Origin of the sequence: Mucilaginibacter sp. SMC90 (assembly GCF_022811725.1) — a bacterium.
Classification (GTDB): Bacteria; Bacteroidota; Bacteroidia; order Sphingobacteriales; family Sphingobacteriaceae; genus Mucilaginibacter.
In genome coordinates this window covers 3,696,111-3,721,061 of sequence record NZ_CP094527.1, presented here as the reverse complement: position 1 = coordinate 3,721,061, position 24,951 = coordinate 3,696,111, and the positions used below count along the sequence as shown (strand labels likewise).

Genomic DNA, 24,951 nt, shown 5'->3' with positions numbered 1-24,951 from the left:
TTTTTTAGGGATTTTGTTGCAATCCGCTGATCTCTACAGCCGACCTGTCTAATTGCAATACGTAGCGGTCACTTCCTTTTGAAAGCGAATAAACTGTTCCATTTATATTTCTCACTAAAGTTTTATTATATGTCAGTTCGAGATTAAACCGCCTGAGATCTGTCCATCTAAGATTTCTAAATACCAACTCTTTTCGACGTTCGCTCAGAATTGTTTCAAGCAAAAGATCCTTGTCGGTGGTTGTAATGTCAACGAAAGTTCCCTTTTTCCAACGTGTCGATAACACTTTATTTAATGCGACCAATGCTTCGCTGGTCTTTCCATTTCTTGCTGCGCATTCTGCTTTGATGAAAAACAATTCGTCAGTGGCGATTCCTGTGAAAACGGCCGCATTGTTTTGACCTGTATAATTTCCCTTAAAGCCATAACTTCCATCCGCATTGGCCTTAAATAACACAACTTTTCTCAAATCGTCAGCAGCATAGGATCTATAGAGGCTGGTGTCAATCTTCGCACGTGAATTGGCGAGCGCCTGTGGCGCTGCGGTTCGTGCATCATAGATCACCTCATCGTTAAATTGGACGAATGGAATAGCAGAAGTTTTGCTGACGGTATTGTAATCGATAAGTTTACTATAAAGATTAATTGCCGAATCAGCGTATTTTCCGGCGTTATCATAGTCACTCATGGAAAGGTAAACTCTAGCTAACTGACCGAACACTGCTGGCTTACCTGCGTGGTATTTTGCATCTGCCTGTAATGGTAATAAAGGTAATGCCGCCTGAAGATCAGCAATAATGGCAGTGTATGTCTGAGAGACGCTGGAACGGCTTGGTTTCATCGCTACATCAGAATTTAACCTGAGTGGTATGCCAAGGTCTTTTGAGGCACTAGAACTTAGGTATACCTTGCAATATAGCTGTGCAAGTGCATAATGATAGGACGCCCGTAGAAAAAGGGCATTTCCTTTCACAATATTTAAACGGTTCCGATCACCCAGAGGAATTTTAGGCACCGCATCCAACACAATGTTTGCGTACTCGATAGCAGAATATGGGGCAGTATAGTCCCCTCCTATTAAATCATATTTTTGCCACGTGTACAAATTGCGCTGAATGTCGATCAGTGAAGACCAATCACTTCCTTTAAGGTAATAATTATCTGCGCTCACCTCGGCGGCTGATGGATATCGTGCATTGATAAATGCGTAATTATTCAAGATACCTTCCAAATCCTCAACAGTGCTAGGTGTAGCAATGGATTGATCAGGTTTCGCTTCAAGATATTTTTTACACCCGGAAACGGTCAGGCCTAAATATATGATGAGCAGTAATAGCCGGGAATGGCCCATTGCAAGGTTGATTAAAATTTTCATATTGATAAGTTTATAAACTAGTTTTCAGCCCAATCGAATAAGCCGCAGGTGTTTTGATCCCATAGATAAAGTCAGGATCGATACCGAATTTATTGGCTTTCCAAATGATCAGGTTTAATTGGTCGGCAAACAGATACACCTGTAATTTTTTTATGTGTTTCCTATTAGGTAAAGGCACGTCATAACTTATGTAGATATCTTTCAGCCTGATATTATCAGCTTTTCCAACGTTGACATCTGCATAGTGATAAAACTGGTCACGAATGCCATCAGCAGGGTAAATAAAAGACGGCACATTTGTTTTCTGTTCATCTCCCGGGACTTGCCAGCGATCTCCATAATCCTGATATCCGACTCCGGTACTTAACAGATTTGAGTAACTTGAAACAGGTTTTCTGAAATAGTAATTGAAACGATAAGTGATATTTGCCGCGATCGATATCCCTTTATAGCCGACGGTATTTCTTAAGGAGCCGAAAATAGTTGGCACGGCGGATCCGCTCACGATTTGCTGTTCAATGGGATTCTTGGCGATAGCTGAGTAATCTTTGCTGATCTGACCATTGACGTACCCCATTGGATCTCCTGTTTTTGGATCCAGCCCGGCCCATTTATAGCTGGAGATTACGTAGGGATTATAACCAAGGACAGAAAATATGTAGGTACCATCACTGACCAAACCTTCGGTACTGGTTGGCGAAAGGTTTTTTGTAAGCTTATAATTGACATAGCTGAAAAGCAATGAGCTATTCCATCTGACCGGTCCATCAATATTTACGCTATTAATGACCACATCTGCGCCTTTGGTAAAAATGGCAGCTGAGTTGCGGTTAACATTTGAAAATCCAGTGGTCGGATCGGTAATTACACCATTTATCAGATTATCGGAATGTTTGGTATAGTATTCCAGTGAGCCGGTAACTCTGTAATTGAACAAGCTAAAATCTACACCAGCATTTAGTGTCTTTACCTGTTCCCAACTTAAATAAGGATTCGCGGGTGAATTAACGCCGACGTAAGGTAATCTTATTGGTGACCGTGACGCATCGAAATAGGTGATTCTGGTCAGAGCAGATTCATTTGGAGAAAGATTACCGGCAACACCATAGGTTAAACGAATTGCCAATTGAGGAAGCCATCCGATTTTGTAAAATGGTTCACGATCGACATGCCAAAGTAGACCTGTTGACCACAAAGGGTTCCATTTTTGGTTAGTATTAACGCCAAACAGATTCGATGCATCACGTCTCGCGCTGGCTGATAAAGTATACCTATCGCGATACGTATAAGCTCCATTGGCAAATAAGGATACGAAGCGATTATTATAAGATGAAAAACGCGTACCATATGGTATATAGCTATCACCGTTTATCTCATCGTAGGTTGGGTATAAATTCGCGTAATCCACTGCACGGGTTGTCAGTGTATAGGGATCATAGCCATAAATCGTCTGATAGGCACTAATACTTTTTGTCTCCCTGATCTCAGCACCAATAATTCCTGTTAGACGGTGGTCAGAACTCCACGATTGATCAAAATTTAATTGACCACGGATCGCATCCTGCCTGCTATTTCCCTCGATAGAATTTAAAATGCCGTTTTTGGGAACAATATACGAAGGAAGCCCACTTATTAATTGCGTGAAGGTATTGATCAGATCTCTGGCATAATAAGAGTTTATATTGTTTAACTGCCTGCTATTATTCCATGATTGCTGATGCTGCACTTTAAGATCTGCAGTTAACCACTTAAAGACTTTGTAATTAGTATTGATGTTCATCAGCACATCATTATTGCTGTTCGAATTGTCATTATTGGCTAACTCCTGTAATGGCCTGTATTTCCAATCTAACAATTTTCCGTTACCGGCAGTATCGGTAAATGCTCTGCTATGATAGATATCAATAGACTGCGGATTTCCTTGAGCGTCGATCAGACTCGCGTAGGGTGAAATCGTTGAATTAAATGTCCTGTAATTACCATAACCACCGGGACTATTACTTTGACCTGTCGATCTGGTTAATAAGATATCTGTTTGCAATGTCCATTTTGATGTTAAACTGATCTGCTGATTGGAGCGAAGCGTAATTCGATCTCCGCTATTACCTCGAAGTGAAGCCAAGTTCCTGTCATATCCTGCTGAGAATAAATAGCGAACATTTGTACCTGATCCCGAAAAGTTTAAATAATACTGCTGATTTACAGCCGGACGATATAGATATCGCTGCATTTCAGTTCTTACGTCTTGTGATCGAAGTTTATCTAAGCGCGATGATATATCCGCATCGCTTATTTCTCCATTGCCCTGTTTATTCAAAAGGTCAACAACTTCTGAGATACCAGGATAAGACGGATCATTCAGCGCGTTATCATAATAACCTTCCTTAAATAATTGCCTTTCAAGATCAATATAATCAGGGACCGATAATTGGTTGGCCTTAAAAAGATTTGGCTTTGGGGAAATGGTCAAATTTGCATTGAAATTAATGGCCAACGACTGCCCCAGTCTGCCTTTTTTTGTGGTGATCACGATAACACCGTTACCTGCCCGCGCTCCCCATATGGATGCTGCAGAAGCATCTTTCAACACGCTAACACTTTCTATATCATTAGGATTGATATTGTTTATATCACCCGAATAAGGAAAATTATCCAAAACGATCAAGGGAGAAGCCGCGTCATAATTAAGCGTACTCAATCCTCTTATTTGAATAGTTTTTTGATTGACATCGTGATTGTCAAAGATCAGCCCACTAGTTATCCCATCCAATCGGTCAATAATGTTGGTGCTTACCCTCTGATCAAGAATCTTATTATCTAGATGGTAAAATGACCCTGTGGCTCTCTCTTTAGGAATCACTTGGTAGCCGGTACTTACATTAACTTCCTTAAGTTCGGTTGTTGATGATTTAAGCGTTATGATAAATGGCGTCGGTGTTGCATGATTTATAACTTTTAATACCGTTTGATAACCAACATGCGATACTTGTAAAGTATCAGTTTCGAAAAACTGATATATTCTAAGATGTCCTTTTGCATCTGTTACAGCACCGCCCTTATTCCTTGTCCAAGAGTAATTTGCCCCGGCTATCGGTTGTCCTGACTCTGAACGTACTTCTCCATAAAGAAAAACGTTTTGGGCCTTTAATTGACTGGAAAAAGAACAGGCGCACATGAATAAAAAAGACATGATTAATCTATATTTCATAATCATGGTTAATTTTGTTTTTCTTTAAGGTTCAACTTGGATCCATTTATAGCTAATGCTATATTTTTAGAGGTTACATCCTCTTTACCGGTAATGGCAATGATAGTCCCATCTTCCCCGATCCAAATGGTGTGTGGGACGCCACGGAATTTAAATAAGGATGTCACTGATGAGCCTGGAAAAACAATAGGCAGATCAAATCCGTAATTCGACCATGATTTGGTACGCTTTATCACGATATCAATACCCTTTCGGGTATCGCCATTTCCCGGATTGACAAGAATGACTTTTAGCTTGTCAGGATAAACGTGCTGAAGAGAATCAAGGTCACTAAACCCTTCTATACAGGATGAACAGAATGTATTCCAAAAATCCAATAGTATAACTTTGCCCCTAAGCTTTGCCAGATCAATTGTTTTTTCCCTAGCGTTTAATACATTGGATATTACCATATCCGGCATTTTATCGCCTACATGAAGATATGGACCAAGTGTAGTTGTTTGGCCAAAAGCCGGAAAGTAAAGGCAATAGCATGCCCATACGATCAAGATCGTTAATTTTTTCATTAAGAAATTCGTTGTAAATGATTAGAAATAAGACAAGTGCACAGGATAACGGCAACCCGGATTTTTAACTATTAACTGCCGGGTCGCCATTATCCTCGGGTCATTCTGGTGGACAGATGACCAATCGCCATACGATGTGTTTACTTGATCTCATTCCCAGATATGATTTTAGCTTCTGACAATGCGCCAAGTAATTCAGCGTGATGGTAAATTTCAGAGACTAAAGCTGGGAGCTTTTCAATGCAGGAGTTTTCAGAAGATTGCAGTTCGTTGGCGCACTGGTCTTTAGCCAGATTCCTATAAAACCAATCATTCAATTCAGCCTGGAATTGATCATAAGGCACGGTGTTGAACCGCTCCATGATCTCCGTCAGGGAATTGAATTCTGGCATTTTAGGAAGTGCGTTATTCGCGTCCATTTTAATGATTTAAAAATTCATTATCAGGAGTCTGCAAGAGAGATTAATTTCTGGATAATACTACAGGCATGGTTCCCAACTTATCGTTCCGGAGGGTTACGACGCCCATGAGCACGAACAAGAAGGGAATCCCATGCCTGTAGCATGGGCATTCCGGCTTCTCATCTTGCGCTCTGTAGAAAGTCGTAATTTCCGGAGCAAGACTCAAAGCGAATGCTTCAATATTTTCGAAGTATTCGCAAAAATAACATAAGTGATTTAATCGCCTATGGATTTATTTAGCTTTTATTCTTTCCCAAATATAATAAAAAGAATATTTTATTAGTCGAAATCAACGTAATAAAAAATAGTGTTTGATGCTTGCTTTACGTGAGCATGACAGAAAAGTATCGAAATCAAGAATTTATTAATAAAGTCACTAAGAGAATTGATGAGATACGTGCACAAAAAGGTATAGTTCAGGAAGATATCGTCGATCGTACCGGTTTTACATTAAAGCAAATTTGGATAATGCTGAATGGCAAAAGTAATTTTACCATATCCAATTTAGAAGCACTTGCAAATGCCTTAGAAGTTCATCCAAAAGAACTTTTAGATTTTGATTTTGATATTTCGAAAAATCCACCTACTCGAAAAGAAAGAAAAGGTAAATAAAATGCTTTTTGATCGCTGAAGAATACTGATCATGATAAATCACTAATACAAAAGACCGCTTTTTCAGCGGCCTTTTGTGCAATATAACTTTATTGAGTGCTTATAATTTTAGCATTTGTTCAGAAATGAACATGTGAATTAAAAAACAGCTACCGTAGAAGTTCCGTTCTTTGGTTTTGGTCCTTTGGGTGGCTTAGCGGTTTTAGGAGCTTTTATAGGTTTGACCACTTTATCCGGCTTGCTTAAATCTATCACTACATGATATAATTCCTTTTTGGTTCTGTGATGGGTTCTGCCGATATACATGTTTTCCGAATTTTCAAAATCATCGGTCATATCAACAAATCCTTTAGCCTTATCGAGTTCCCAAGGTGCGGTGTAATTTATCGCTGAGATATCGGCTTTGTAAGTGTCCAAAAAGTCTTTGAAATCACTTCGTTTACCAAGGTAATATACTACGATGTAATAAGCACTGAGATCCCGGGAGTATTCAACACATTTCAGTACGTGCTTTTCCAGGTTACTTACGTTCTTGCCTTTCATATTCAAAGCTTCCAATAAAGCCAGCTCATGCCCCGCAGCTTTGATAACAATATCCGCTTCACCGGCATCCTTTCCCGAACCTGATTGGCCAGTCCGTTCCTGGTCGGCAATTTCCCAACCGTAAACTGGCAACCTCAATCTGAGCGTCGCCAAAAAAACATCATTGTAGTGATCTTCCTTAACGATACTTTCGACGGCTTTGATCTTTTTGCGCATGATCCGCATACCGCCGATAACTTCACCTAAAATGAATTCACCGAGTTTTCTTTTACTGTTCAATATCGGCGGTAGCACAAGCGGAAGTTTTATCGCCGGCAAGTTTCTCAGATCTGAAAGTGTGGCTCTTATTTTCTCGATCAGCTTATCATCGACCGCATTATCTTTCAGTTCTTCGATATCGGCGGCAACCTCTTCACCGGAATCTTTAATATATGAAATAGCGTTATTTAGATATGCATATGCCACATCCGGCATACCACGACGAACATAATTTTTATAGACAGGAGTGATCAGTTCCTCCTGATATAGGAATATAGGTGTTAAGGTATTGACGATCTGATCAAACTTGATATCGTCCTGGTTCCACGCAAAATATAAAATGTCTATGCCGCTACCCTGATCACTGAACGGGTTCAGGAGTGGTTTTTCCTGTTCTGTTAATGATCCTTTGAAAGCATCCCATCGGGTTTTCGCATCGCTGGCCTGATCATTATGTAGGTCCCTGAATGCGCTGGCCTGGTAAAGATAAAAGGCGTATTCTGCGTTTTTTGGGTATTGGGCTGACAAATTAGTAAATATCCTGACCGCTTCTATATAGTTTTTATGATTATAGAATTGATCCAGGCCCAGGTAAAATTGTTTACGTGCCTGTTCTTTCGCGTTGTTATCCGCCCCGTTAAAGGGGTTCTTTGGCAACGGAAGATTTTTGATGCCTTCAGTATCTTTTTGCTTCAATGCCAGCAACAGTTTCATGGTAAAAAGGAATGAACGCTTTTCCGGTGTGTTAACATTTCTTTTGGCGGCATGATCTTCGATCACCTTCAAAAATGGCGCTGCATATTTATACAGGGTGCGGGAATTAACGATCTCAATTAATATTGACTCTAACTGAGTGATAGAAAATACTTTGTCAACGAAAGCTGCTGCATCCACCTTCTCGATCTTTGCGGAAAGTTCAGCTTTAATATTTTTGTCTTCGATGCGGTTAACCGCTACAAAAAGTTTACTCAGATCTTCGCTGGCGTCGAAATACTGATCGATAAAGGTCTTTGCCTCCTTTAAAGGGAAATTATTTAATGCCAGATTAAGCAACACCGTCAGCGACTGGCTGTAAATATCACTGTAAAAGTAATAACGGCTTGACGAAAAAATATCGTGTTTTCCCTGGCCTTCATCATCTTTATTATATGCCAGTGCATAATGTGTGATCAAAGTCTCCAGGCTTCGGAGTGTTTCTGCGATAGGGTAATTGAGTAATTCGGAAGTATCCTTGCGTTTGTTGATACTCAGGTATGCGACCAAAAGGATCTTGAGGTAAATGGCAACTTTGTGCGCCTCCGCGCGATCATGCTCAAAATATTTCGCACTATCCAGGTTAAAAGAAAGATGCCCTCTGAAGGCATCATCCAATTTAGAGATCAGCCCATCTCGCTGGAAATGCAGGAACAGCAAGGCGAAATCGATTATTTCTAAGCCGAAGTCGCCAACACCGCGTTTTACTACCCTTTTTTTAGGATCATCGATATAATTATACACCTCTACTTCTCGGACGCTGAAATAATAAACCAGCTTTTTATAGAGCTTCTCCGTTATTTGTTCATTCAGTTTAGATAACCTGCCATTCTCATCGTTATAAAGATCATCATTGGTAAAATCCTCGTCAGACAAACGCAGCATTTCAATATAAGCGTCTAGGGTAGCAGCCTCTATATGAAGAAACTCATTCTGTTGTGGAAATGTTAGGGCATTGTTCATCAGATCAAGCATTTCCGGTAGTACCAAAGCGGAAAGCAACGGGGTATTGATCGGTTTAGGATAACTGTTGGAATAAAGGATGCGGGCATTCTTTAATATTTTAACTACATCACCGTAGCGTTGCCTGAACATCTTGTGTAGTTCCGAACTGCGCTGATAATTATGAATATTAAAGCTGAACACTTTACCTGATACGTAGGTCAGCGCAACCAACAAACCCTTTGCAAAATCACCCGGTTGGGATGCATGACATGCCATGTCAACATAGAGATCAAAAGCTTCCATCCATAAATCATTTTTGATACGGTTGGCCACGGCGAAATTTTCGTCATAGGATGCGTGCGTTTTTAACCATTCCTCTTTTATCGTGATATCATCTAATTCCTGAAAAAACAGTGGTGCTAATTGCTGATCGTCTAAGAAATAAGCCAACACTTCCGGAAAATTATTTTTGATCACATGCAGTAATTGGTATTTAATGAATGGATTCTTATGTTCTATAAGCAACCGTTTTACCCGGTGATAAGGTTCCTGGGAATGCTCAAACTGTAGGATGAACCTCAGCAACAATAAATAGGTTGATCGTGATTCTTCATGGCTGAACAGGTCATGATGGTAACCACTGAAGTCTTCCAATTGCTGAAAAAATTCATAGGGTCCCTGATCAACAAACTGGAATTTGGGGATAAGCGGTGTAAATGAATCTTGCTTATAAGATTCGCGGTCTAAATGGTCATTAAGGATCTCTTTTTCAGGATCTGAAAGATCTTCCTCGCTATTTAACAGATCCTCAGAGAACTGACTTATCTTTTGGATGTGCTCATAAGAAATGAAATCGGCCAATTTATCAGGCCAGCGATGAATAAAGTCTATAAACCTCAGAAATTTCCGGAAGGAATCCATCGTGACACCTGTTGCCGTAATTTTGAACCAAGCCAGGCTGATCACTCTATTTTTTAGATGGTCGATATAATTGTTCCCATCATTAATATAAAAGTTCCCTTGACCATTGACGGCCAGTATCTTTCTAGAAACAAAAAAATCAGCATTCAGTCCCGGATTGTGTTTATGAATAATATCATTTACCTGCCGGATAGTAAGCGACCTTTTAATATTGGCTTTGTTAGCCTGATATATGGAAAGTAAGCAGTTAATCTCCACTCTATATTCATCCGGCGTAACTGTTTCCTTAAACAATTTCGGATTGTTCAAACGGAGTAAATGGGTGTCTACTGCTGAAACGATAACATATGTTTCATTAATCAGTCTTAGCCAACCTTTGCCCATAAATGTCTGGATGGTGAAATTGGTTTTATGGGCTGCGTTAAAAATATCTATAATACCAGTGATCTGTTCAGCGGTCAGGGGCGTCGGCATTAAAGCAATCGCAAGGTCTGTAATCGATGCGCTTATATTATATCGCAGATCGTCACCCATTTTATGCGGGTCAGTATATTTTGGAAAGCTCAGCGATTCCTTAGAATAAGAAGCGATCTTGTTGCTTAAGGTAACAATTCTGGTATCGGTTGAATTCATGCAATAGGTTTAAAATGATGATACAAAAAGCATAGACGTTAACCAATGTCAATGCAAATGCCAGTGCCAAATATTTAATTTCAAAGGCAGAAATATCGACAAAATCACCTTAATAATGTTAAGCTAGATGTCATAAAGACAGCGTCTTTTTCAAATTAAAACCTTTATCAATTCAGGAAAGTAAAGCACAGATCACCAAATTAATTCTAACGCTTTTATTTCACAAGAAAGCAACGTAGCGCAGCAGGTTGGATTCCTGTGAAAGTTAAGCATACTTAGTCAGCCGGGCCGCCTTTTTCGATCTATTGAGAATATGGCGGAACGGCGCGCCGGGAATTTTACACCCACTTACAATGGTTCGTAAACCCTGATATCAACGTTCAGGTCACCCATATTTTCCTCGATCAGCGGTTTGACCTTTCCCCAATCCAAACCGCCATTACCACAGCCGGGCGCAGGTAAGGCGACAGAAGCCACCGAATTTTCATTCAGGTAATTACGCAGGGCGGTCAATCCCTGAACGATATAGGTATATTCGGACGGCAACCTCCAATGGGTCTTGGTCGGGAAGTTAATGATGATCTTTTTTCCTAACAACAGATTTTCGTCATGAACGACAAGTAACCTGCCAATGGCCAGTTGTTTGGAAGCAAAAGCAGTTCGGTACACCAGATAGTTATGCGGGAAAGCATTTTTGAATGCAAGGGCAACACCCTTACCCATTACACCGACCGTATTGACGGTATTGACCAATGCTTCAGCATTGTCCTTTAATAGATCTCCTTTGTGATAAGTGAGCATCGTTTGCTGATTTTGGTTGTGAAGATAATATAATTGCCATGAGTGTTAAAAGCTATAATTGGAACTGGTCATTTGCTGATGGATGACTGCCAGTCGCTCATGGGTCATGCCTTCGGAATTGGCTTGCTGCACAAATGATTTGATAACGGTTTCCCTTGTTTTCCAATGGAAGGAATATACCTCCGACCGCTTGTTGTAGCTAACCGTTTTGGGAATGGGCAGACGCAAATCATGCGCTTGTTGTAAGATCACGATACGGCAGCAGGTCTGTTGATATTCTCTTTCCGATAAGTGATCATGTTTAAGGTGTTTGGCCAGTTTTTCCAACTGACAGCGCCTGTAATCGACAACAGGTTTATGTTTTTTTCCCCGCTCCTTTCTACGCTTGGTTTTAAGGTCAGCCTCCAACTGGGTTTGCGTGTAATCGGGGTAGTACCGTTGAATTTCTGACAAGGCGAAAAGCTGGTTGCGTTTGAAAACCCGCCTTGCCAAGTTTCTGCGTGTGCGGTTAAAAGATAAAGTTGCTTTCTGCTCCACCTGCTCGGCAGTAATTTGCAGAGGTTCGCTGTCAGGGGTAGCCAAGTTCTTGTACAACTCCCTTAGTAATATCAAAACAGGCAATCTTTTCTGTCCATGCTGTTCCTCATCCAACAACCTGCCGACCTCGGCAACTGAATAGTGTTGACCATTTTCGATCAGATTTCTGATCATTTGGGTTTCCTCATCAGGCACATTAACGACTGTTTTTTGCTTGGGTAATGCTGTTGCCCCTGCAAGCGGATATTTAGGTTGATAACCTTTTAGTTCCGCTAAGAAAGCTGTTCCCGATCCTGCCCTTTCAGCATCCAATCGTTCCGCTTCCTGCTCCTCTGCGTAAATAAGTTTGCCCCAATCCTCGTACTGGTGGTAACACAGCCGAATATCGAAATGATGATACTCAATTTCTTCATGGTTCATGGGGCGGGTCAGGAATGGAAAAGCGTATTGCAAACCCATCGGACGGCGGTTTCGGTCGCACCAAATTTCAGCGTGCATAAAGACATATATCCTTGGCGGGTACTTGGTTTGCGGTTTATAATAGTAGGCGACCGTTCCCGACTTTTTGCGGGGCAGCGCATCCACCCTTTCGAACTCCGCTTTTTCCCGCGCGTTCATCACATACCCTTCCTTGATCTTAACCATCTATTTGAGAATTGACCTGCGTTTGCAGGGTGAGCAACTTTTGATAGAAATCTTCCCAATAATCATACAGCGGGTGCTGCATCAAGGCTGGATCACTGAACCTGTAATGCCGATAATCATCGGCTTGCATAATGGCCAAATCGAGATCGGTCACTTCGATCTTCTTTCCTTCTGAATCTATGATGTGCATTGCAAAAGGGTTTAAGCTATTTTAAGTGGTTGTGTCCTGAACTCTTTCAGATTTAGAAAAAAGCCCTTATGGTAAAGGATGCCCTCACGGAACATCTGCCAAAGCAGTGATGCACCCAAATTGGCTAATGCCGAGTTGATGAACAGGTCTTGCTTAGCCAAAGCTTCGGCAAGCGAACAGCTTGGCGTATTGTCCGTCTGTTCGGAAGCTATCAGCAGGTCTTTGTATTCATCGGTCACATAGGGCAGGTTAGCTGTGGGGCTGAACTGTTTGGATGATGGCTGTTTGATATCACCGATAGTAGACAGCAGTACCTGCCCCGTTTCCTTACTGTTCCCGAAATCCATCCAGTAAAGGGGTTTGTCCCGATGACCTGCGGTATTCTTTTTATAAATATCCAATATATCGGCTATCTCAAAACGAGCCTTTACGGTATCTACGCAGGATATGGTCAGGGGTGCCATACCCTTGGCGATGGAACAATAATCCTTATCATAACGTTCCGTTACCGCTTTCCAGTTCAGACCGAAAAAGCGGTTCACCCGATTAATGAGTGCAACTGACTTGAACTGCCCCAATTCCCCTGTGGTAAACAGTTGCCTTGCGAGGTTCGGGGCTTGTACGGTATCATCATCGAACAGGGTAACCATAAAACCGGGATGGTTCAGGCCATTTAATGCCTGGCTCATTCTTGCGAGGGCGGTCAGCATTTGGCTGCCTGTTCCCCCCGCCCCGATCAGATTGACAGCGATCGGGTTATAAGGTTGTAACAATTCCTTTTGGACGATGTGTACGGGTATTAGCGGTGTAGCGACGGTGGCTTGCTTCTTCATTTGATAATGGATTGTAAGGTTAAGTTCCTGTGTTTATTGAGTTGGTCAGATGGAAAGGTTTTGCCCGAAGCGACCTGCTGCTGCCATAGCAAAACCAAGTCCGACTTCGCACCCTGATGGCTACCGATGGTGTGGCTGAAATAACTATTGAAGAAATATAACTGCCACAGGTTGATAAAGTCCTCCAATCGGGTGTAGCGATCGATGGCGATATTCACCGTACCCATACAGACATTACCATTTTCATAAATATTAAAGAACGGTGCATGATAGAGGGATGAGTTGGCCGTCGGCTTGCCTTTGCCTTTCAGCGCATAGATGTTCAGGCTGTTTTTGCTTGCTTTCCAAACCATTGCAGGGATATGAGCCTTGCCTGACGGGATGCCCAAGTCCTGTATAAAGAATAATTCTGTCTCCATTGGTGGTGTGTACCAAACTGCATAACCCTCGGTCTGCGCATCCAAATACAGGATGTTGGCGGGTAATAAACTTTTAGGTTTGAGGTACAGGCTTTTCAGTTCTTCGGTACTTTGAAAAAGCTTGCTAAGGGACACCATTTCAGTCAGGCTTAATGGGTGGGCATTGATGGGTTTGCCCTGTTTGCTGATATCATAGCTTTCGACATAGACCTGTGCATTGCGGTCTGCTTCGTAGCCATATTCGTCTTTAACGTTCAGTTGGCTTTGGTATATCAATATCGCCTTTACAGGGGCATACTGGTCATTAAAATTCTCGCTGATGTTGGTCATGATGGATCGTTTTTAATTATCGTAGGGGTTGAGGAAAGTGCAGAGCCTGTCAAGCAAAGGAAAAAAGCGGCTCTCGAAACCGAAACTTTCGGTCGTGTCGATGTCGGTTTGGTCGAATATCACTACATCGATCGGTTCGTCGGTGATACCCATTTCCTGAAAACTGCAATCGATCATCGACATGACCGTTTCGATAATGCTGTCGCTGCCACTCCAATAAAAACTGATGTATTCTTCCGCTTTGATACGTTCATTCACTTCGGGATAATAAAGGTCAGGGCGAATGGCATCAAATATGCTGCGGTCGGGATAAGCCTTGTATAACTGCACGAACTCGATGGCCAAGATGGCCAGATCGTTGTCCCGCTCGTCCGCATTGGCGTAAGCCAACACCGTATCCTCCATTGCGTCAAGTTTCGCCTTGTCCCCTATCAACCGCCCGATATGGATGCCCGTATTTTTGAGGGTAAAGAGTTCGTCCAGTTGTTCTTCCTTGTAGACCATTTCCTCCTTATCATCCTCGTTCATATCCTCGTTGATCATCTCTTCTACATAATTGTACTGGTCAGAAAGGAACGTGCCGTACTCTGAATACATGGGTATCTGCGCTACTTGGTACAGGTAAGCGAAGATGGCGGTCACCACCTCTGCGACTTGCTTGTATTTTGCATCCGCAGTCCATTTGGATAGCGGTTTAACAGGAATGTAATACAGTGTCCTGCCCGTATCGAATTGGGTAGTGGTTGCCAAAACCGCTTCATGTTCAGCATCATTTAAAATGATGCAGTTCAGCTTCTTATCAATGGCTTTGACCCTTTCGGCTACGACCTCCCATGACCTGTAGATATTCTGCGGAAACGACAGGTCACCCGTTTGGGGCAGCAGCAGGTCATAGTAGTTACAGAGGTGCTGTAAAGAGCGGAAAAACTCCGTTTCCGCTCTTTCGATATTGCCATTGAATAGCCAAAAAGGTTTAAAGCTATGGTTCAGAAAACCATGACCACTAATTCGGGGGGAGCGCTTCTTGGCGGGTTTCGTTGTATTTCTACTGCGTCGGGCAGCCTGTCCAGTCTGATGGCGAAGCTGCCAATTTGTGCGTACACCCTCCATAAGTCACTCTCCTTATCTATTTTGTTTTTTTTGATCACCTTGTTTTTCATATTCAGCCTTTCGTTCCCATACTTGTTTCAAAATGGTACTGCATTTCGTCGTCCCTGAACTCGGGGCCACGTATTTTGGCGGTGGTGAGTATGGGGTAAATATTGGCGTAAAAGTTCCGTACATCCTCTTTGGTCAGTTGTTCACCGGGGTCTGCCAAACGCACCTCCTGACCGTTCTGTTTGTGCAGGAATACCCTGCTTATTTTGGTAATTTCCATGACGTTTGAATTAGGCTAATTCTTTAATAAATGCTTCGTATTTGGCTTGATGCTTTTGCAGTTCCGCAATCTTGGCGGTTACCTCGTCAGCCATTACGGTGTAATCTGCAAAGGTCTCCATGAGGCTGATGGCTTCCTCGTATTTGAACTGCTTGCTCAATTCCAATACCTGAGCGATGGCGTTATCATAAGCCTTTTTCTTTTCAGCCAAAGCCTTTTGCTCATTCACCTGTGCGGTGAACAGGTTCTCGGTTTCCTCCTCGTTATCATCATCGTCGCTATCGGTGGCTGCATTAGGTGTAGCCTTGCCTTTGTTGGCTTTGTTCTTTTTATCCTGTTCCGCTTTAGAAAGATCACCCGCCTTTTTCAGGCTCTGCTGATAAGCATCCAAGTTGGCGAACAGCCCTGCGGTCTGTTTGACAGGCACAGCGATGGCTTCAAAAAAGCCTTCATCGAGTTCTGAAGCCATGCCTTTGAGTATCATAGGCGGTATCACGTTACCTGCGGTATCAGCCGAAGCATTGGGCAGGTACACGGATACGGTCAGTAAGCCCTCCGTATTTTTAAGCAGATTGAGGTTGAGTGCGCCCTGAAATTCGAGGGCGCTGATATGTTCAAAAAAGTTCGTTTTCATAATATTTTGGTTTCCTGTTCTTTAAAATTTTTGTTCCTTTTCCTTTTTGGTAGCGGGCTTTATAGCCGTTGCTTTCAATGACCGCCCGAAGCATGTATTCGGCATGCCTGATGGCAAAAGCATCGGCTGCGCTGACGAACAGCAGGTCGGTGTCCTGAAAAAATCGCAGGGTATTAGCCAGTACCTTGATGGCTTTGCGTTCTGTTTTATCACTTAGTACACTCATGGCTTAATAGGTTAAGTTGATACACTGTTCTTTGGTCGCATTCAGTAGACGGTCGATGTATTCCGTAAACTTGCCGTCCCCGATAATGCGTGAGAACGTAATACTTTCAAAGGCGTAATCATCCTTGATGGTCAGCCACTCGTCACCGCCATCTACTTGGTTGATGAAACAGAGATTTTGATAATAGAAACCCTGACCCAAACACCAGTTACCGTACTGAAACAGGAGTTCCAGTTGGGTCAGGTCATCAACCTGTTTGAGTAAGGTGCGGTCAAATGCGGGGTCATTGGCCTGGGCTATCCAAGGGTTGCTTTTGCCGATGGCTTCCCAAACGGGTAAAAGTGCGTTGGTATCAAATGCGTTTTCCATGATCTGCTAATTTTAATGCTATTAATGGGTCAAAAGCAGCACCCCGATAAGGGGTGCTGTGACCGATCTTAGAATGGCAGGTCATCATCATCTGCACCCGCAGCAGCGGTCTCTTTCTTAGCTGCTTTCTTTTTGTCGGCGGGTTTATCCTCGGCTTTAGTGCCGTTTGAACCGAACAATTTTACGTTATCTACCGAGCAAACGAGATCAGCTTGTACTTTGCCCTCACGGGTTTCCCAGGTCTGGGCTTCCACCCATCCTGAAATTTCAACGATTGCGCCTTTGGTCAGGTAAACAGCAAGGCCGGGGTTTACCCAGTAAGCGCAATTGACGAATGCGGTCTTTTCCTTTTTTTCACCTGCCTTAGTTTTGTAGCGTTGGTTCAGGGCTACGGTAAAATTGGTCACTTGTTTGTCGCCTGAAACTGTCCTTGTTTGAGCGTCTGCGGTAATTCTTCCTGTGAATAACATGGCTTTTTTTAATTAAATGATTAAATCTGTTTGTTTCGCTTTCCTTATCTCGCTTTGCTTTCTTGATCATTTTTAAAAGAAAAAGGGAAAAAAGAAAGCCATAGGAAGTGCCGGCTCATAGCCAAAAGGAAACGGAATAAGTCCCGAAGGGTGGATTGGAGAGGTACGAGCCAAGCCATTATGCCGTAGTCTTTTGGCGTACTCCAAAAAAGGAATACGGCAAGACCTTAGCTGCGCTTTTTACCCGTTTCGACTAAAAATGTTTATAGAATATCCTCCATTCAATATTTACAAATTATAGCCATTACAGAAATGAGAAATAACTTCTCCATCTTCATTTCAATATTTGCGCCTGCATCGATCAAACGGAGGCATTTGAAAGACCCCTTTATATTTTAAAAAGTGTTATTATCCATGAACCGTCCAAAATGGACGTTAAAACGAGCAAAATAGAAACCGAAAAGGCGGATAGCACACGTAAAATCTCGTATTTTTGATCTATTTTATTTCCAATGCTAGTTGCAATGATCAAGCGATATCATCTTAAATATTGGCTGCTTCTTGTTCTGATATTGAACCTCACCGTCTTGTACACACAATACAACAGTTCAAAAGTGCCAACATTGCCGCAAGCGATCACCTTGATGTTTAATTCGTCGATCTCGTTGCTGATCTGTTGGATCATTCAGGCAGAAATAAAGATCAGGTCCCCGGAATCCTGGCCTGGATACTACAAATTTGTCATTAGTATAACTATTGCGGCCTTTTCAGTCCTGATCCTAGATTATCTCGCGGAATTATTGATTCCCAAACATTTGATCGTCCCGGCACAGCGATCCAGTTTCCAGACCCGATTCCTTGGCTGCATCCTCGTCAGCATTATTTGTTATGTTGTGTACCATGTAGTTTTTACTAGCGAAATATTGCAAAGGTCCCGTCTGGAGATCGAACAGTTGAAACAGGTCAATTTACGGGCGCAGGTGATCGGTCTACAGCAACAATTAAGTCCTCATTTCTTATTCAATTCCCTGAGCACACTTAAAGGATTGACACCTGATGAGACCAGTAAAGAATTTATTATGCATTTGTCAACTATCTACCGGTACCTGTTGGTCAGCGGCGAACGGCAGATCGTTACACTTAGTGAAGAACTGGAATTTGTGAAAGCATATGTATTTATACAACAAAAGCGATTTGGTAAAGCACTTGAAATTCAGATGGAAATTCCTGAACGATATTCGTGTGTAAAGATCCCCCCATTATCAGTGCAATTGCTGATCGAGAATGCCATAAAACATAATGCATTTTCTCATGAGTCGCCATTACAAATAGTTCTGCATATTGACACCAATAACTACCTTGCCGTAATAAATGACCGAAGGGAAAAGATCACACCGCCTGAGGGGTTGGGTTTAGGTTTACAGAATATCCGGGAGCGTTACAAATTGCTACTTAATGCTGAGATCATAGTTAAAGCCCAACCTGATCGTTTTACCGTTTTTTTACCATTGACCTTTCATGAAAATAATAATAATTGAAGACGAATTAACGACCGCCACGGAATTGCGAGCTATTATAGAAAGTCTTGACAGATCGATAAATGTTTCGGCCATACTCACATCTGTAACCGCCGCTATTAAATGGCTGGATAACAACGACCTACCTGACCTCATATTTGCCGATATCCAGCTAGGTGACGGATTGAGTTTTGAAATATTTAAAAAGGTTCAATTAGCTACTCCGGTGATCTTTTGTACAGCTTATGATGAATTTGCCATTCAGGCATTCGATAGTAATGGGATCGACTATCTCCTCAAACCGTTGGATAAAACAATGGTCAAAAAAAGCCTGGAAAAATACCAGCGCGTAAAGACGCATTTTGCAAATGGTGATATATCCAAAAAATTGGAAAATGCTATGAGGTTGCTTGACACGAATTATAAGCAGTCAATTTTGGTACATTTTCGTGAAAAGATCATTCCTGTCAAGACATCTGAGATCAAATATGTTTACGTGGCAAACGGCAAGGTTTCGCTTCAGCAGGCTGACGGTGGTAGTTACGCTGCAAATTACACCATAGATCAGATCGAGGAATGGCTGAATCCGAAAATATTCTTCAGGGCAAACCGGCAATTCATTATCAATCGGGAGATCATACAAGATTTAGAGCATTATTTTAATAGAAGGTTACTGATCAAAACCATTGGCGATACACCTGAAAAGATAATTGTAAGCCGCGAGCGATCTCAAGAATTCTTAAGATGGTTAGAGCAATAACTATCAAAGTCTCCTACTTGCCGATAGGCTGGCTTTGCAATTGTAGACTATAAAGATAAAAGCATATCCAATAAAACGTTGAACCCTATTTTTCTATTTTAAATCATCTTATTTGACGATTAAAAACGCTGATCGGATGCTTCGACAGGCTGATTGGCGTATTCATCCGCACTCGTATTTCAAGAGATCAATTGACGACTAATTTTGTCCCCGAAAGGTTAATGAAAAGCGACCAGAACTACCTGTTAACGTTGCTTTTCAATAAAGAACCTACAGATAATTCAAAATAAATAGACAATGGAAAACAACAAAATTGAAAACATCAGATTCAGCGGATTTACAAAAAGAAGCCTTGTTACACTTTTAGTGATGATCAGCTCGGGGATGATCGCTTCAGCCCAAAAATCGGTGGTAGCTGATGTACTGTCCAAACATGGCATTGATCAAAGCGTACTTGAACCAGCCAATCTCCGGGTTCCGGACGATTATTCGTATACAGTAAAAGAGAGTACCACGACAAATGGCAAGACCAAAGAGGTCGTGGCCAAATTTGATCCTTCGCAGCAAGGAGATGAACAATGGACGGTCATTTCGGTAGATAATAATCTGCCATCGAGATCCGATATCAATTCTTTTCGTAAGAATAAAGCTAAAAAGCAATCAGCAAATAAAACAGATGATGCCAGCTTTAAAATTGAAAAAGATGCTGCTGATCAAATTGTTTTCAGCTATAAAGCAGATGCTTCTTCTATTTCGAAAGATGCCGAATTTCTAAAAGACTGCAGGGTGTTTGTGACGATCAATACCGGCACCAAACAACCTGAGCGCCAACAAATCAAAAACGAAAAACCCGTTAAACTTGGCCCGCTCAAAGCAGATCGATTTGAGGTCGTTACAAATTTCATCAAGAAAGATCCCGGAGCGCGTTACTTTCCCGCCAGTGAGAGCGTCAGCATGGATTCTAAATTTTTAGGCCAAGCAGTTAGTGTACAAACGGCAACTGAATATTCAAACTACTCAAAAAAATAACAATTAAAACTTCACGCAAAAAGCAACTTCAATGAAGTTGCTTTTTTTGTTTTCTGACCATAGCAGATCATTAACCGCTTTAAATCTTTATCTGAGTTTAAAGCATCACTAAACTTTGACCAGCGTACAAAGTGAAACTCCAGTTGAGTACTTCTTAAATTTGGCCGAAACTGTATAATTTATGTCCTTTGTGACAAACTATAAAAGACCTAAATTTGAAATATGGATCAGGGAGCTGATAAAACGGAAAAAAAGTTGATCATCATCGTTGCTATGTCGAGCGGCATGCTGCTAAACTTTACCGGACCAACGGACGTATTTACTAATGCTGATAAGTACCTCGAAAGTTGTGGTACACCGGGAGGTTATGATGTAAAAGTTGTGGCTCCATTTCCAGATAAAAAGCTGGAAAGTGTTGCCGGGATGACCATTACCTGTGATCTGTTCGTTGGCGAGATCCAAGGCTATATTGATACACTGATCGTAGCAGGAAATGATTCAAGAGAGTGCAAGCAGGAAACCCTCGCACCTTTTTATAAATGGTTAACGACCCGCAATGAGCATAATACCCGTCGTATCGCGTCAATTTGTGGCGGAGCATTCGTCCTTGCAAAAGCAGGGATATTAAGCGGGCGAAAAGCCACCACTCACTGGCAAGCCAGCGAGCGCCTGATGAAAGCCTATCCGGATGTGAAAGTCAATGCTAACCCATTCTTTACAAGGGATGGTCATGTTTATACCTCAGCAGGTGTTTCATCGGGAATCGACCTTTCTTTGTCCATTGTAGAAGAAGATCATAATAAAAATATAGCCATCAGTGTGGCCCGTAAACTGGTTTTTTATTTAAGCCGACCAGGTTACCAGTCGCAGTTTGGCAGCCTCTTGCCTATCTACGAGCGTGAACATATTGGTCAAAAAACCCAAAGCTGGATCGGAGAGCATCTTACTGAAAAATTGGATGTTGATCAGATCGCTGCTCAACTGAATATGAGCACACGGAACTTCAGCAGGGTCTTTCATCGCGATACCGGTATGCCACCGGCAAAATTTGTAGAAAAGATCAGGATCGAGTCAGCCAGGAAATACCTGGAAGATTCGGATGTATCATTAGAAAAGATAGCGGAACTTTGCGGACTGGGTGGCTTGGTCAGTATGCGCAGGATATTTTTAAGACACCTGAATACCACACCGTCAGATTACCGCCGCGCCTTTCGGACCTCTTTGAAGGACTTCAGTGTTGAAAGCATGCTTTCCAATGAGGCCAATGAGATTGCTGAAACAGTTTAATTAAAAACGGGCATTGAACCGAACTTCAGATATGAGATCTGACGTCATGGAATCTCTATGCCCTATCCAATAACAAAATAAAATCAATAACATGAAAATCGCTATTAATGGATTTGGCAGGATCGGAAGAATGACCCTGCGCGCATTGCAGGATAAATCAGATATAGAAGTCGTTGCCATCAACGATCTGACCGATATTGGAACCCTTGTACATCTACTGAAATATGATACTGCACACAGCCGTTTTCCAGGAGAAGTAACAGCCGATAAAGGCGATATAGTCGTTGGTGAAAAGCGCATTAAATTATTGAGTGAAAGAGATCCTGAAAAATTGCCGTGGGGCGAATTGAATATTGATGCAGTGATCGAGTCAACCGGCAGGTTTACCGACAAAACATCGGCTGAGGCACACCTCCGGGCCGGAGCAAAGAAAGTTTTGATCACAGCACCCGCTACCGGCGGTGTAAAAACGATCGTTCACGGGGTCAATAACGAACTGATCGGTAATGATCAGATCTACTCAACAGCCTCGTGCACAACCGGCAGTATCGCACCTGTTTTGCAGGTACTGGATAAAGAGTTCGGCATAGAATCTGGATATATGGTAACGGTGCATGCTTTTACCGCTGACCAGAATCTTCAGGATGCGCCCCATAAAGATCTGCGTCGGGCACGAGCTGCAGCATCTAATATTATTCCCACCACCACCGGTGCCGCTAAAGCTATAGGCGAAGTATTGCCTAATCTGAAAGGAAAACTGGATGGCTATTCCTATCGCGTTCCGGTGATCGATGGTTCTATCGTTGACCTTTCGATAAACCTACAAAAGGAAGTGACAGCCGCAGAGATCAATGAAGTACTAAAGCGTTATGCTGACACTTCATTAAAAGGAATTATGCAGTATACGGAGGAGGCTTTCGTTTCATCAGATATTTTAGGCAACACGCATTCTTCGATCGTTGATGGAACCATGACCAAGGTGATCGGCAAATTGGTTAAGGTGGTCGCCTGGTATGATAACGAAGTCGGAATTTCCAACAGAATCTCCGAACTGATCTCCGAATTGTAATCGGTTATTGAGTTTTCAATACTGACCAGCAATTACAGGCCCGTAGTAAAAAAATACTATGGGCTTTTTAAATTTCATCCAAGTCTTGATGCTGCTAATGACCTGCTTCTACTTCGTTATCAAAAGAGGACGATCAAAGAACGCATGCAACATGCCTTGGCAAAATACCCGGATCGGCTAGGGTGGCATCGCATTAGGGATTGAAACGGCATCCTTCGCCAGAAGATATAGTGAAAAGCCCGACCGCAGGGAATGCCCTGGTAAAAATTCGAACCGTTGGGCGGGGTAAATTTATTTTTTTTCTGCAGCTTCGAAGGCCCAGTTGATCACTTTGCCAAGCGCATCTGAGATCGCTTTCATGCCATCCTCCTCTGCCATGTTTACGTCCGCGAAATCATAGCCATTTGCTAAAGTATGCAATATGGTGTAATAGATGCCGCCGATCAGTAACGCCGCAACGGCCCGGAAATTTACATTTGAATTCTCAAAATGGCGATCGGTCTTTTCCAGTATATCTTGGCCTATGGATTCGCGTACGTTATGAATACTGCGCAAGACATGACTGGAACCAGTAAGTTCCATAAGGATCAGGTTTTGCATTTTGGGTTCTTTGGAGAAATATTTGAACAAGTTTTGCAAGATTTCTATGATTAGCGATTGAGCGTTGCTGTCATCGATGTCGTTTGCCATTTTCTTTAGGTTTTCTGCGAAAAGCATCCAGTAATCGTTCTCAACGATGTAAGCTTCTGTAAGATTATTCAAATTACCGAAATACCGATAGATCAATTTCCGGTCGACACCCGCATGCCGGGCCACTTTGCTGATGCGAATGCCACCAAACCCTCTGGTTTTAATAATGGCGCCAACAGCATCTATTAATTTACGCTTTGTTAATTCTTTGTCTTTCATGATAAGGTGTTAGTTGTTACTTATGATCAGTGGAACACAGCTATCTTATATGTTGAGATACGCGTTTACCGGCATCTGATCAGCAAAAGTTGATCTGAGGCTTTAATAAACTTTCACATAGCTTTAGCCCATAAACGATAGCACAGGGTCGTGCATATTATATACGGAGCAATGGTCGATGTACGAGATCAAATACCGGCCATGGTATGCTGACCGCTGCAAGCATAAATGCCACGCCAAAATACCTCATCAGGATATATTGGGTATAATCATTTGTTCTGCTTGTTTTTATAATGAACATAGCTCCGGAGGTGATCAAAGGCAACATCAACATGGCGAGTGGATGCATCCAACCAAAAAAACTTGATTCCCTGGTGTTCTGCGAACCATTTTTGTGATGTAAATAATCATGCACGAGCGGACTATTTAAGTATAATAATACCCCTATTACTGTCGCGAGTAATATCCAATGTTGGGTCAATTTCGCAAGCCTGATCTGAAATCGAGTAGGTTGAATACCCGTGATCAGGTTAAGTAGGGCCTTTCCGGAAGTATAAAGCAAACCTGCAAGGATCAACCACCTCAGCAGGGAATGACAGATCAACAATATTTGAAATAGCATAATACAGCAATTTGATGTAAAACCATAAATTTAAATTCCAACGACCCGAAAGCAGGTCAGCAACTCCTATGGCCTGCTAACGCCAGACGTCAAAGAATTTAAAAGATCGACAAATGAATAAAGAAGGCTGAGATCAGCCTTCTCCAAGCAAAGCGACGATCAGGAACGGAACCGGATGGAACCAAAATACCGCGCCTGATCTTACCATGGTGATCATCCCCAATACAGGTTAAAAACTTTTGATAACACTTTCCACTTACCATCGATCAACAACATAGAAAGGTAATCAGTTGAGCCCACACCGCCTTGTAAGTTTTCCAGTTCGACCAGCACAACAGCTGCCGTATCGGTTTTATGCAAAATGCTCACATGTGCTTTTACCTCAGGCGCTTCACCGCTTTCCGCCGTAAAATCATAAAGAAATTGTAGCTCGGTGATCAACTGACCATCCGGCATAAACCCTGCCATGAGGCCTTTAGAATGAAAGGTGTCCTTTAGCTGATCCACATTACCGGTTCTTAAACCTTCAACATACGATCGCGCAACATCAAGTATGTTGTTATAATCAAGAATAGCGTTGTTATTTTTATTAGCTGGCATAATTAAAATGTATAAAGGCCATTTGGACCTTGTGAGATGATCAAATAGTTA

Annotated in this window: 26 protein-coding genes; 6 read left to right on the top strand and 20 right to left on the bottom strand. The window is 42.1% G+C overall.

The window, feature by feature from the left end; all coding sequences use genetic code 11:
* Positions 1 to 4: 4 nt before the first annotated feature.
* From MTO98_RS15890 to MTO98_RS15875, 4 genes are all read right to left on the bottom strand, one after another.
* Positions 5 to 1,375: a RagB/SusD family nutrient uptake outer membrane protein gene (locus MTO98_RS15890; RefSeq protein ID WP_243487607.1), complete on the bottom strand. Its 1,371-nt coding sequence runs from the start codon at positions 1,373 to 1,375 to the stop codon at positions 5 to 7.
* Between the two features lie 10 nt (positions 1,376 to 1,385).
* Complete coding sequence (locus MTO98_RS15885; RefSeq protein ID WP_243487606.1) at positions 1,386 to 4,583, bottom strand: SusC/RagA family TonB-linked outer membrane protein; 3,198 nt, start codon at positions 4,581 to 4,583, stop codon at positions 1,386 to 1,388.
* Between the two features lie 8 nt (positions 4,584 to 4,591).
* On the bottom strand, positions 4,592 to 5,149 hold the full coding sequence (locus MTO98_RS15880) for a TlpA disulfide reductase family protein (RefSeq protein WP_243487605.1): 558 nt from the start codon (positions 5,147 to 5,149) through the stop codon (positions 4,592 to 4,594).
* 140 nt (positions 5,150 to 5,289) lie between these two features.
* On the bottom strand, positions 5,290 to 5,568 hold the full coding sequence (locus tag MTO98_RS15875) for a hypothetical protein (RefSeq protein ID WP_243487604.1): 279 nt from the start codon (positions 5,566 to 5,568) through the stop codon (positions 5,290 to 5,292).
* 375 nt (positions 5,569 to 5,943) lie between these two features.
* On the opposite strand from MTO98_RS15875, the gene MTO98_RS15870 reads away from it, so the two are divergent.
* Entirely contained in the window at positions 5,944 to 6,222 is a 279-nt protein-coding gene (locus MTO98_RS15870) for a helix-turn-helix domain-containing protein (protein WP_243487603.1), read from the top strand.
* 138 nt (positions 6,223 to 6,360) lie between these two features.
* Here MTO98_RS15870 and MTO98_RS15865 read toward each other — a convergent pair whose 3' ends face one another.
* The 13 genes from MTO98_RS15865 to MTO98_RS15805 all read right to left on the bottom strand — a co-directional run bounded on the left by MTO98_RS15865 (position 6,361) and on the right by MTO98_RS15805 (position 17,792).
* Positions 6,361 to 10,275 carry a hypothetical protein gene (locus tag MTO98_RS15865; RefSeq protein ID WP_243487602.1) on the bottom strand — a complete coding sequence of 1,305 codons (3,915 nt, stop codon included), beginning with the start codon at positions 10,273 to 10,275 and terminating at the stop codon, positions 6,361 to 6,363.
* A gap of 348 nt (positions 10,276 to 10,623) precedes the next feature.
* On the bottom strand, positions 10,624 to 11,076 hold the full coding sequence (locus tag MTO98_RS15860) for a macro domain-containing protein (protein ID WP_243487601.1): 453 nt from the start codon (positions 11,074 to 11,076) through the stop codon (positions 10,624 to 10,626).
* Positions 11,077 to 11,121: 45 nt separating this feature from the next.
* Complete coding sequence (locus tag MTO98_RS15855; RefSeq protein ID WP_243487600.1) at positions 11,122 to 12,258, bottom strand: hypothetical protein; 1,137 nt, start codon at positions 12,256 to 12,258, stop codon at positions 11,122 to 11,124.
* On the bottom strand, positions 12,251 to 12,448 hold the full coding sequence (locus tag MTO98_RS15850) for a 3-isopropylmalate dehydratase (RefSeq protein WP_243487599.1): 198 nt from the start codon (positions 12,446 to 12,448) through the stop codon (positions 12,251 to 12,253). The genes MTO98_RS15855 and MTO98_RS15850 overlap by 8 nt, the downstream gene beginning before the upstream one ends.
* Positions 12,449 to 12,459: 11 nt before the next feature.
* The gene (locus MTO98_RS15845) at positions 12,460 to 13,281 is read right to left on the bottom strand and encodes a PRTRC system ThiF family protein (protein ID WP_243487598.1); all 822 of its coding nucleotides are present in this window, start codon (positions 13,279 to 13,281) and stop codon (positions 12,460 to 12,462) included.
* Complete coding sequence (locus tag MTO98_RS15840; protein ID WP_243487597.1) at positions 13,278 to 14,030, bottom strand: prokaryotic E2 ligase family D protein; 753 nt, start codon at positions 14,028 to 14,030, stop codon at positions 13,278 to 13,280. The genes MTO98_RS15845 and MTO98_RS15840 overlap by 4 nt, the downstream gene beginning before the upstream one ends.
* Positions 14,031 to 14,042: 12 nt before the next feature.
* Positions 14,043 to 15,140 (bottom strand): hypothetical protein, encoded by a 1,098-nt coding sequence (locus MTO98_RS15835; RefSeq protein WP_243487596.1) that lies wholly within the window; start codon positions 15,138 to 15,140, stop codon positions 14,043 to 14,045.
* 52 nt (positions 15,141 to 15,192) lie between these two features.
* Positions 15,193 to 15,408: a PRTRC system protein C gene (locus tag MTO98_RS15830; protein ID WP_243487595.1), complete on the bottom strand. Its 216-nt coding sequence runs from the start codon at positions 15,406 to 15,408 to the stop codon at positions 15,193 to 15,195.
* Positions 15,409 to 15,418: 10 nt separating this feature from the next.
* Positions 15,419 to 16,042 carry a PRTRC system protein E gene (locus MTO98_RS15825; protein WP_243487594.1) on the bottom strand — a complete coding sequence of 208 codons (624 nt, stop codon included), beginning with the start codon at positions 16,040 to 16,042 and terminating at the stop codon, positions 15,419 to 15,421.
* Positions 16,023 to 16,268 carry a hypothetical protein gene (locus MTO98_RS15820; RefSeq protein ID WP_243487593.1) on the bottom strand — a complete coding sequence of 82 codons (246 nt, stop codon included), beginning with the start codon at positions 16,266 to 16,268 and terminating at the stop codon, positions 16,023 to 16,025. The genes MTO98_RS15825 and MTO98_RS15820 overlap by 20 nt, the downstream gene beginning before the upstream one ends.
* A gap of 3 nt (positions 16,269 to 16,271) precedes the next feature.
* Positions 16,272 to 16,637: a hypothetical protein gene (locus MTO98_RS15815; RefSeq protein WP_243487592.1), complete on the bottom strand. Its 366-nt coding sequence runs from the start codon at positions 16,635 to 16,637 to the stop codon at positions 16,272 to 16,274.
* 68 nt (positions 16,638 to 16,705) lie between these two features.
* On the bottom strand, positions 16,706 to 17,107 hold the full coding sequence (locus MTO98_RS15810; RefSeq protein ID WP_243487591.1) for a single-stranded DNA-binding protein: 402 nt from the start codon (positions 17,105 to 17,107) through the stop codon (positions 16,706 to 16,708).
* 538 nt (positions 17,108 to 17,645) lie between these two features.
* Positions 17,646 to 17,792, bottom strand: coding sequence for a hypothetical protein (locus MTO98_RS15805; RefSeq protein WP_243487590.1), 147 nt, complete (start codon positions 17,790 to 17,792; stop codon positions 17,646 to 17,648).
* Positions 17,793 to 18,030: 238 nt separating this feature from the next.
* Here MTO98_RS15805 and MTO98_RS15800 point away from each other — a divergent pair, with 238 nt between their 5' ends.
* The 5 genes from MTO98_RS15800 (at position 18,031) to gap (ending at position 22,769) form a co-directional block, all read left to right on the top strand.
* Positions 18,031 to 18,645 (top strand): sensor histidine kinase, encoded by a 615-nt coding sequence (locus MTO98_RS15800; protein ID WP_243487589.1) that lies wholly within the window; start codon positions 18,031 to 18,033, stop codon positions 18,643 to 18,645.
* Positions 18,626 to 19,384, top strand: coding sequence for a LytTR family DNA-binding domain-containing protein (locus MTO98_RS15795; protein ID WP_243487588.1), 759 nt, complete (start codon positions 18,626 to 18,628; stop codon positions 19,382 to 19,384). The genes MTO98_RS15800 and MTO98_RS15795 overlap by 20 nt, the downstream gene beginning before the upstream one ends.
* Positions 19,385 to 19,681: 297 nt before the next feature.
* Positions 19,682 to 20,413, top strand: coding sequence for a hypothetical protein (locus tag MTO98_RS15790; protein ID WP_243487587.1), 732 nt, complete (start codon positions 19,682 to 19,684; stop codon positions 20,411 to 20,413).
* Positions 20,414 to 20,635: 222 nt separating this feature from the next.
* Positions 20,636 to 21,700 carry a GlxA family transcriptional regulator gene (locus MTO98_RS15785; protein ID WP_243487586.1) on the top strand — a complete coding sequence of 355 codons (1,065 nt, stop codon included), beginning with the start codon at positions 20,636 to 20,638 and terminating at the stop codon, positions 21,698 to 21,700.
* A 91-nt stretch (positions 21,701 to 21,791) separates the two neighbouring features.
* A complete protein-coding gene (gene gap, locus MTO98_RS15780) occupies positions 21,792 to 22,769 on the top strand; it encodes a type I glyceraldehyde-3-phosphate dehydrogenase (protein ID WP_243487585.1) in 978 nt (325 codons plus the stop codon).
* 291 nt (positions 22,770 to 23,060) lie between these two features.
* Here the strand turns inward: gap and MTO98_RS15775 are convergent, their stop codons facing one another.
* From MTO98_RS15775 to MTO98_RS15765, 3 genes are all read right to left on the bottom strand, one after another.
* Positions 23,061 to 23,678, bottom strand: coding sequence for a TetR/AcrR family transcriptional regulator (locus MTO98_RS15775; RefSeq protein ID WP_243487584.1), 618 nt, complete (start codon positions 23,676 to 23,678; stop codon positions 23,061 to 23,063).
* Positions 23,679 to 23,835: 157 nt separating this feature from the next.
* Positions 23,836 to 24,300, bottom strand: coding sequence for a hypothetical protein (locus MTO98_RS15770; protein ID WP_243487583.1), 465 nt, complete (start codon positions 24,298 to 24,300; stop codon positions 23,836 to 23,838).
* 213 nt (positions 24,301 to 24,513) lie between these two features.
* The gene (locus tag MTO98_RS15765) at positions 24,514 to 24,900 is read right to left on the bottom strand and encodes a nuclear transport factor 2 family protein (protein ID WP_243487582.1); all 387 of its coding nucleotides are present in this window, start codon (positions 24,898 to 24,900) and stop codon (positions 24,514 to 24,516) included.
* Between the last annotated feature and the right edge of the window lie 51 nt (positions 24,901 to 24,951).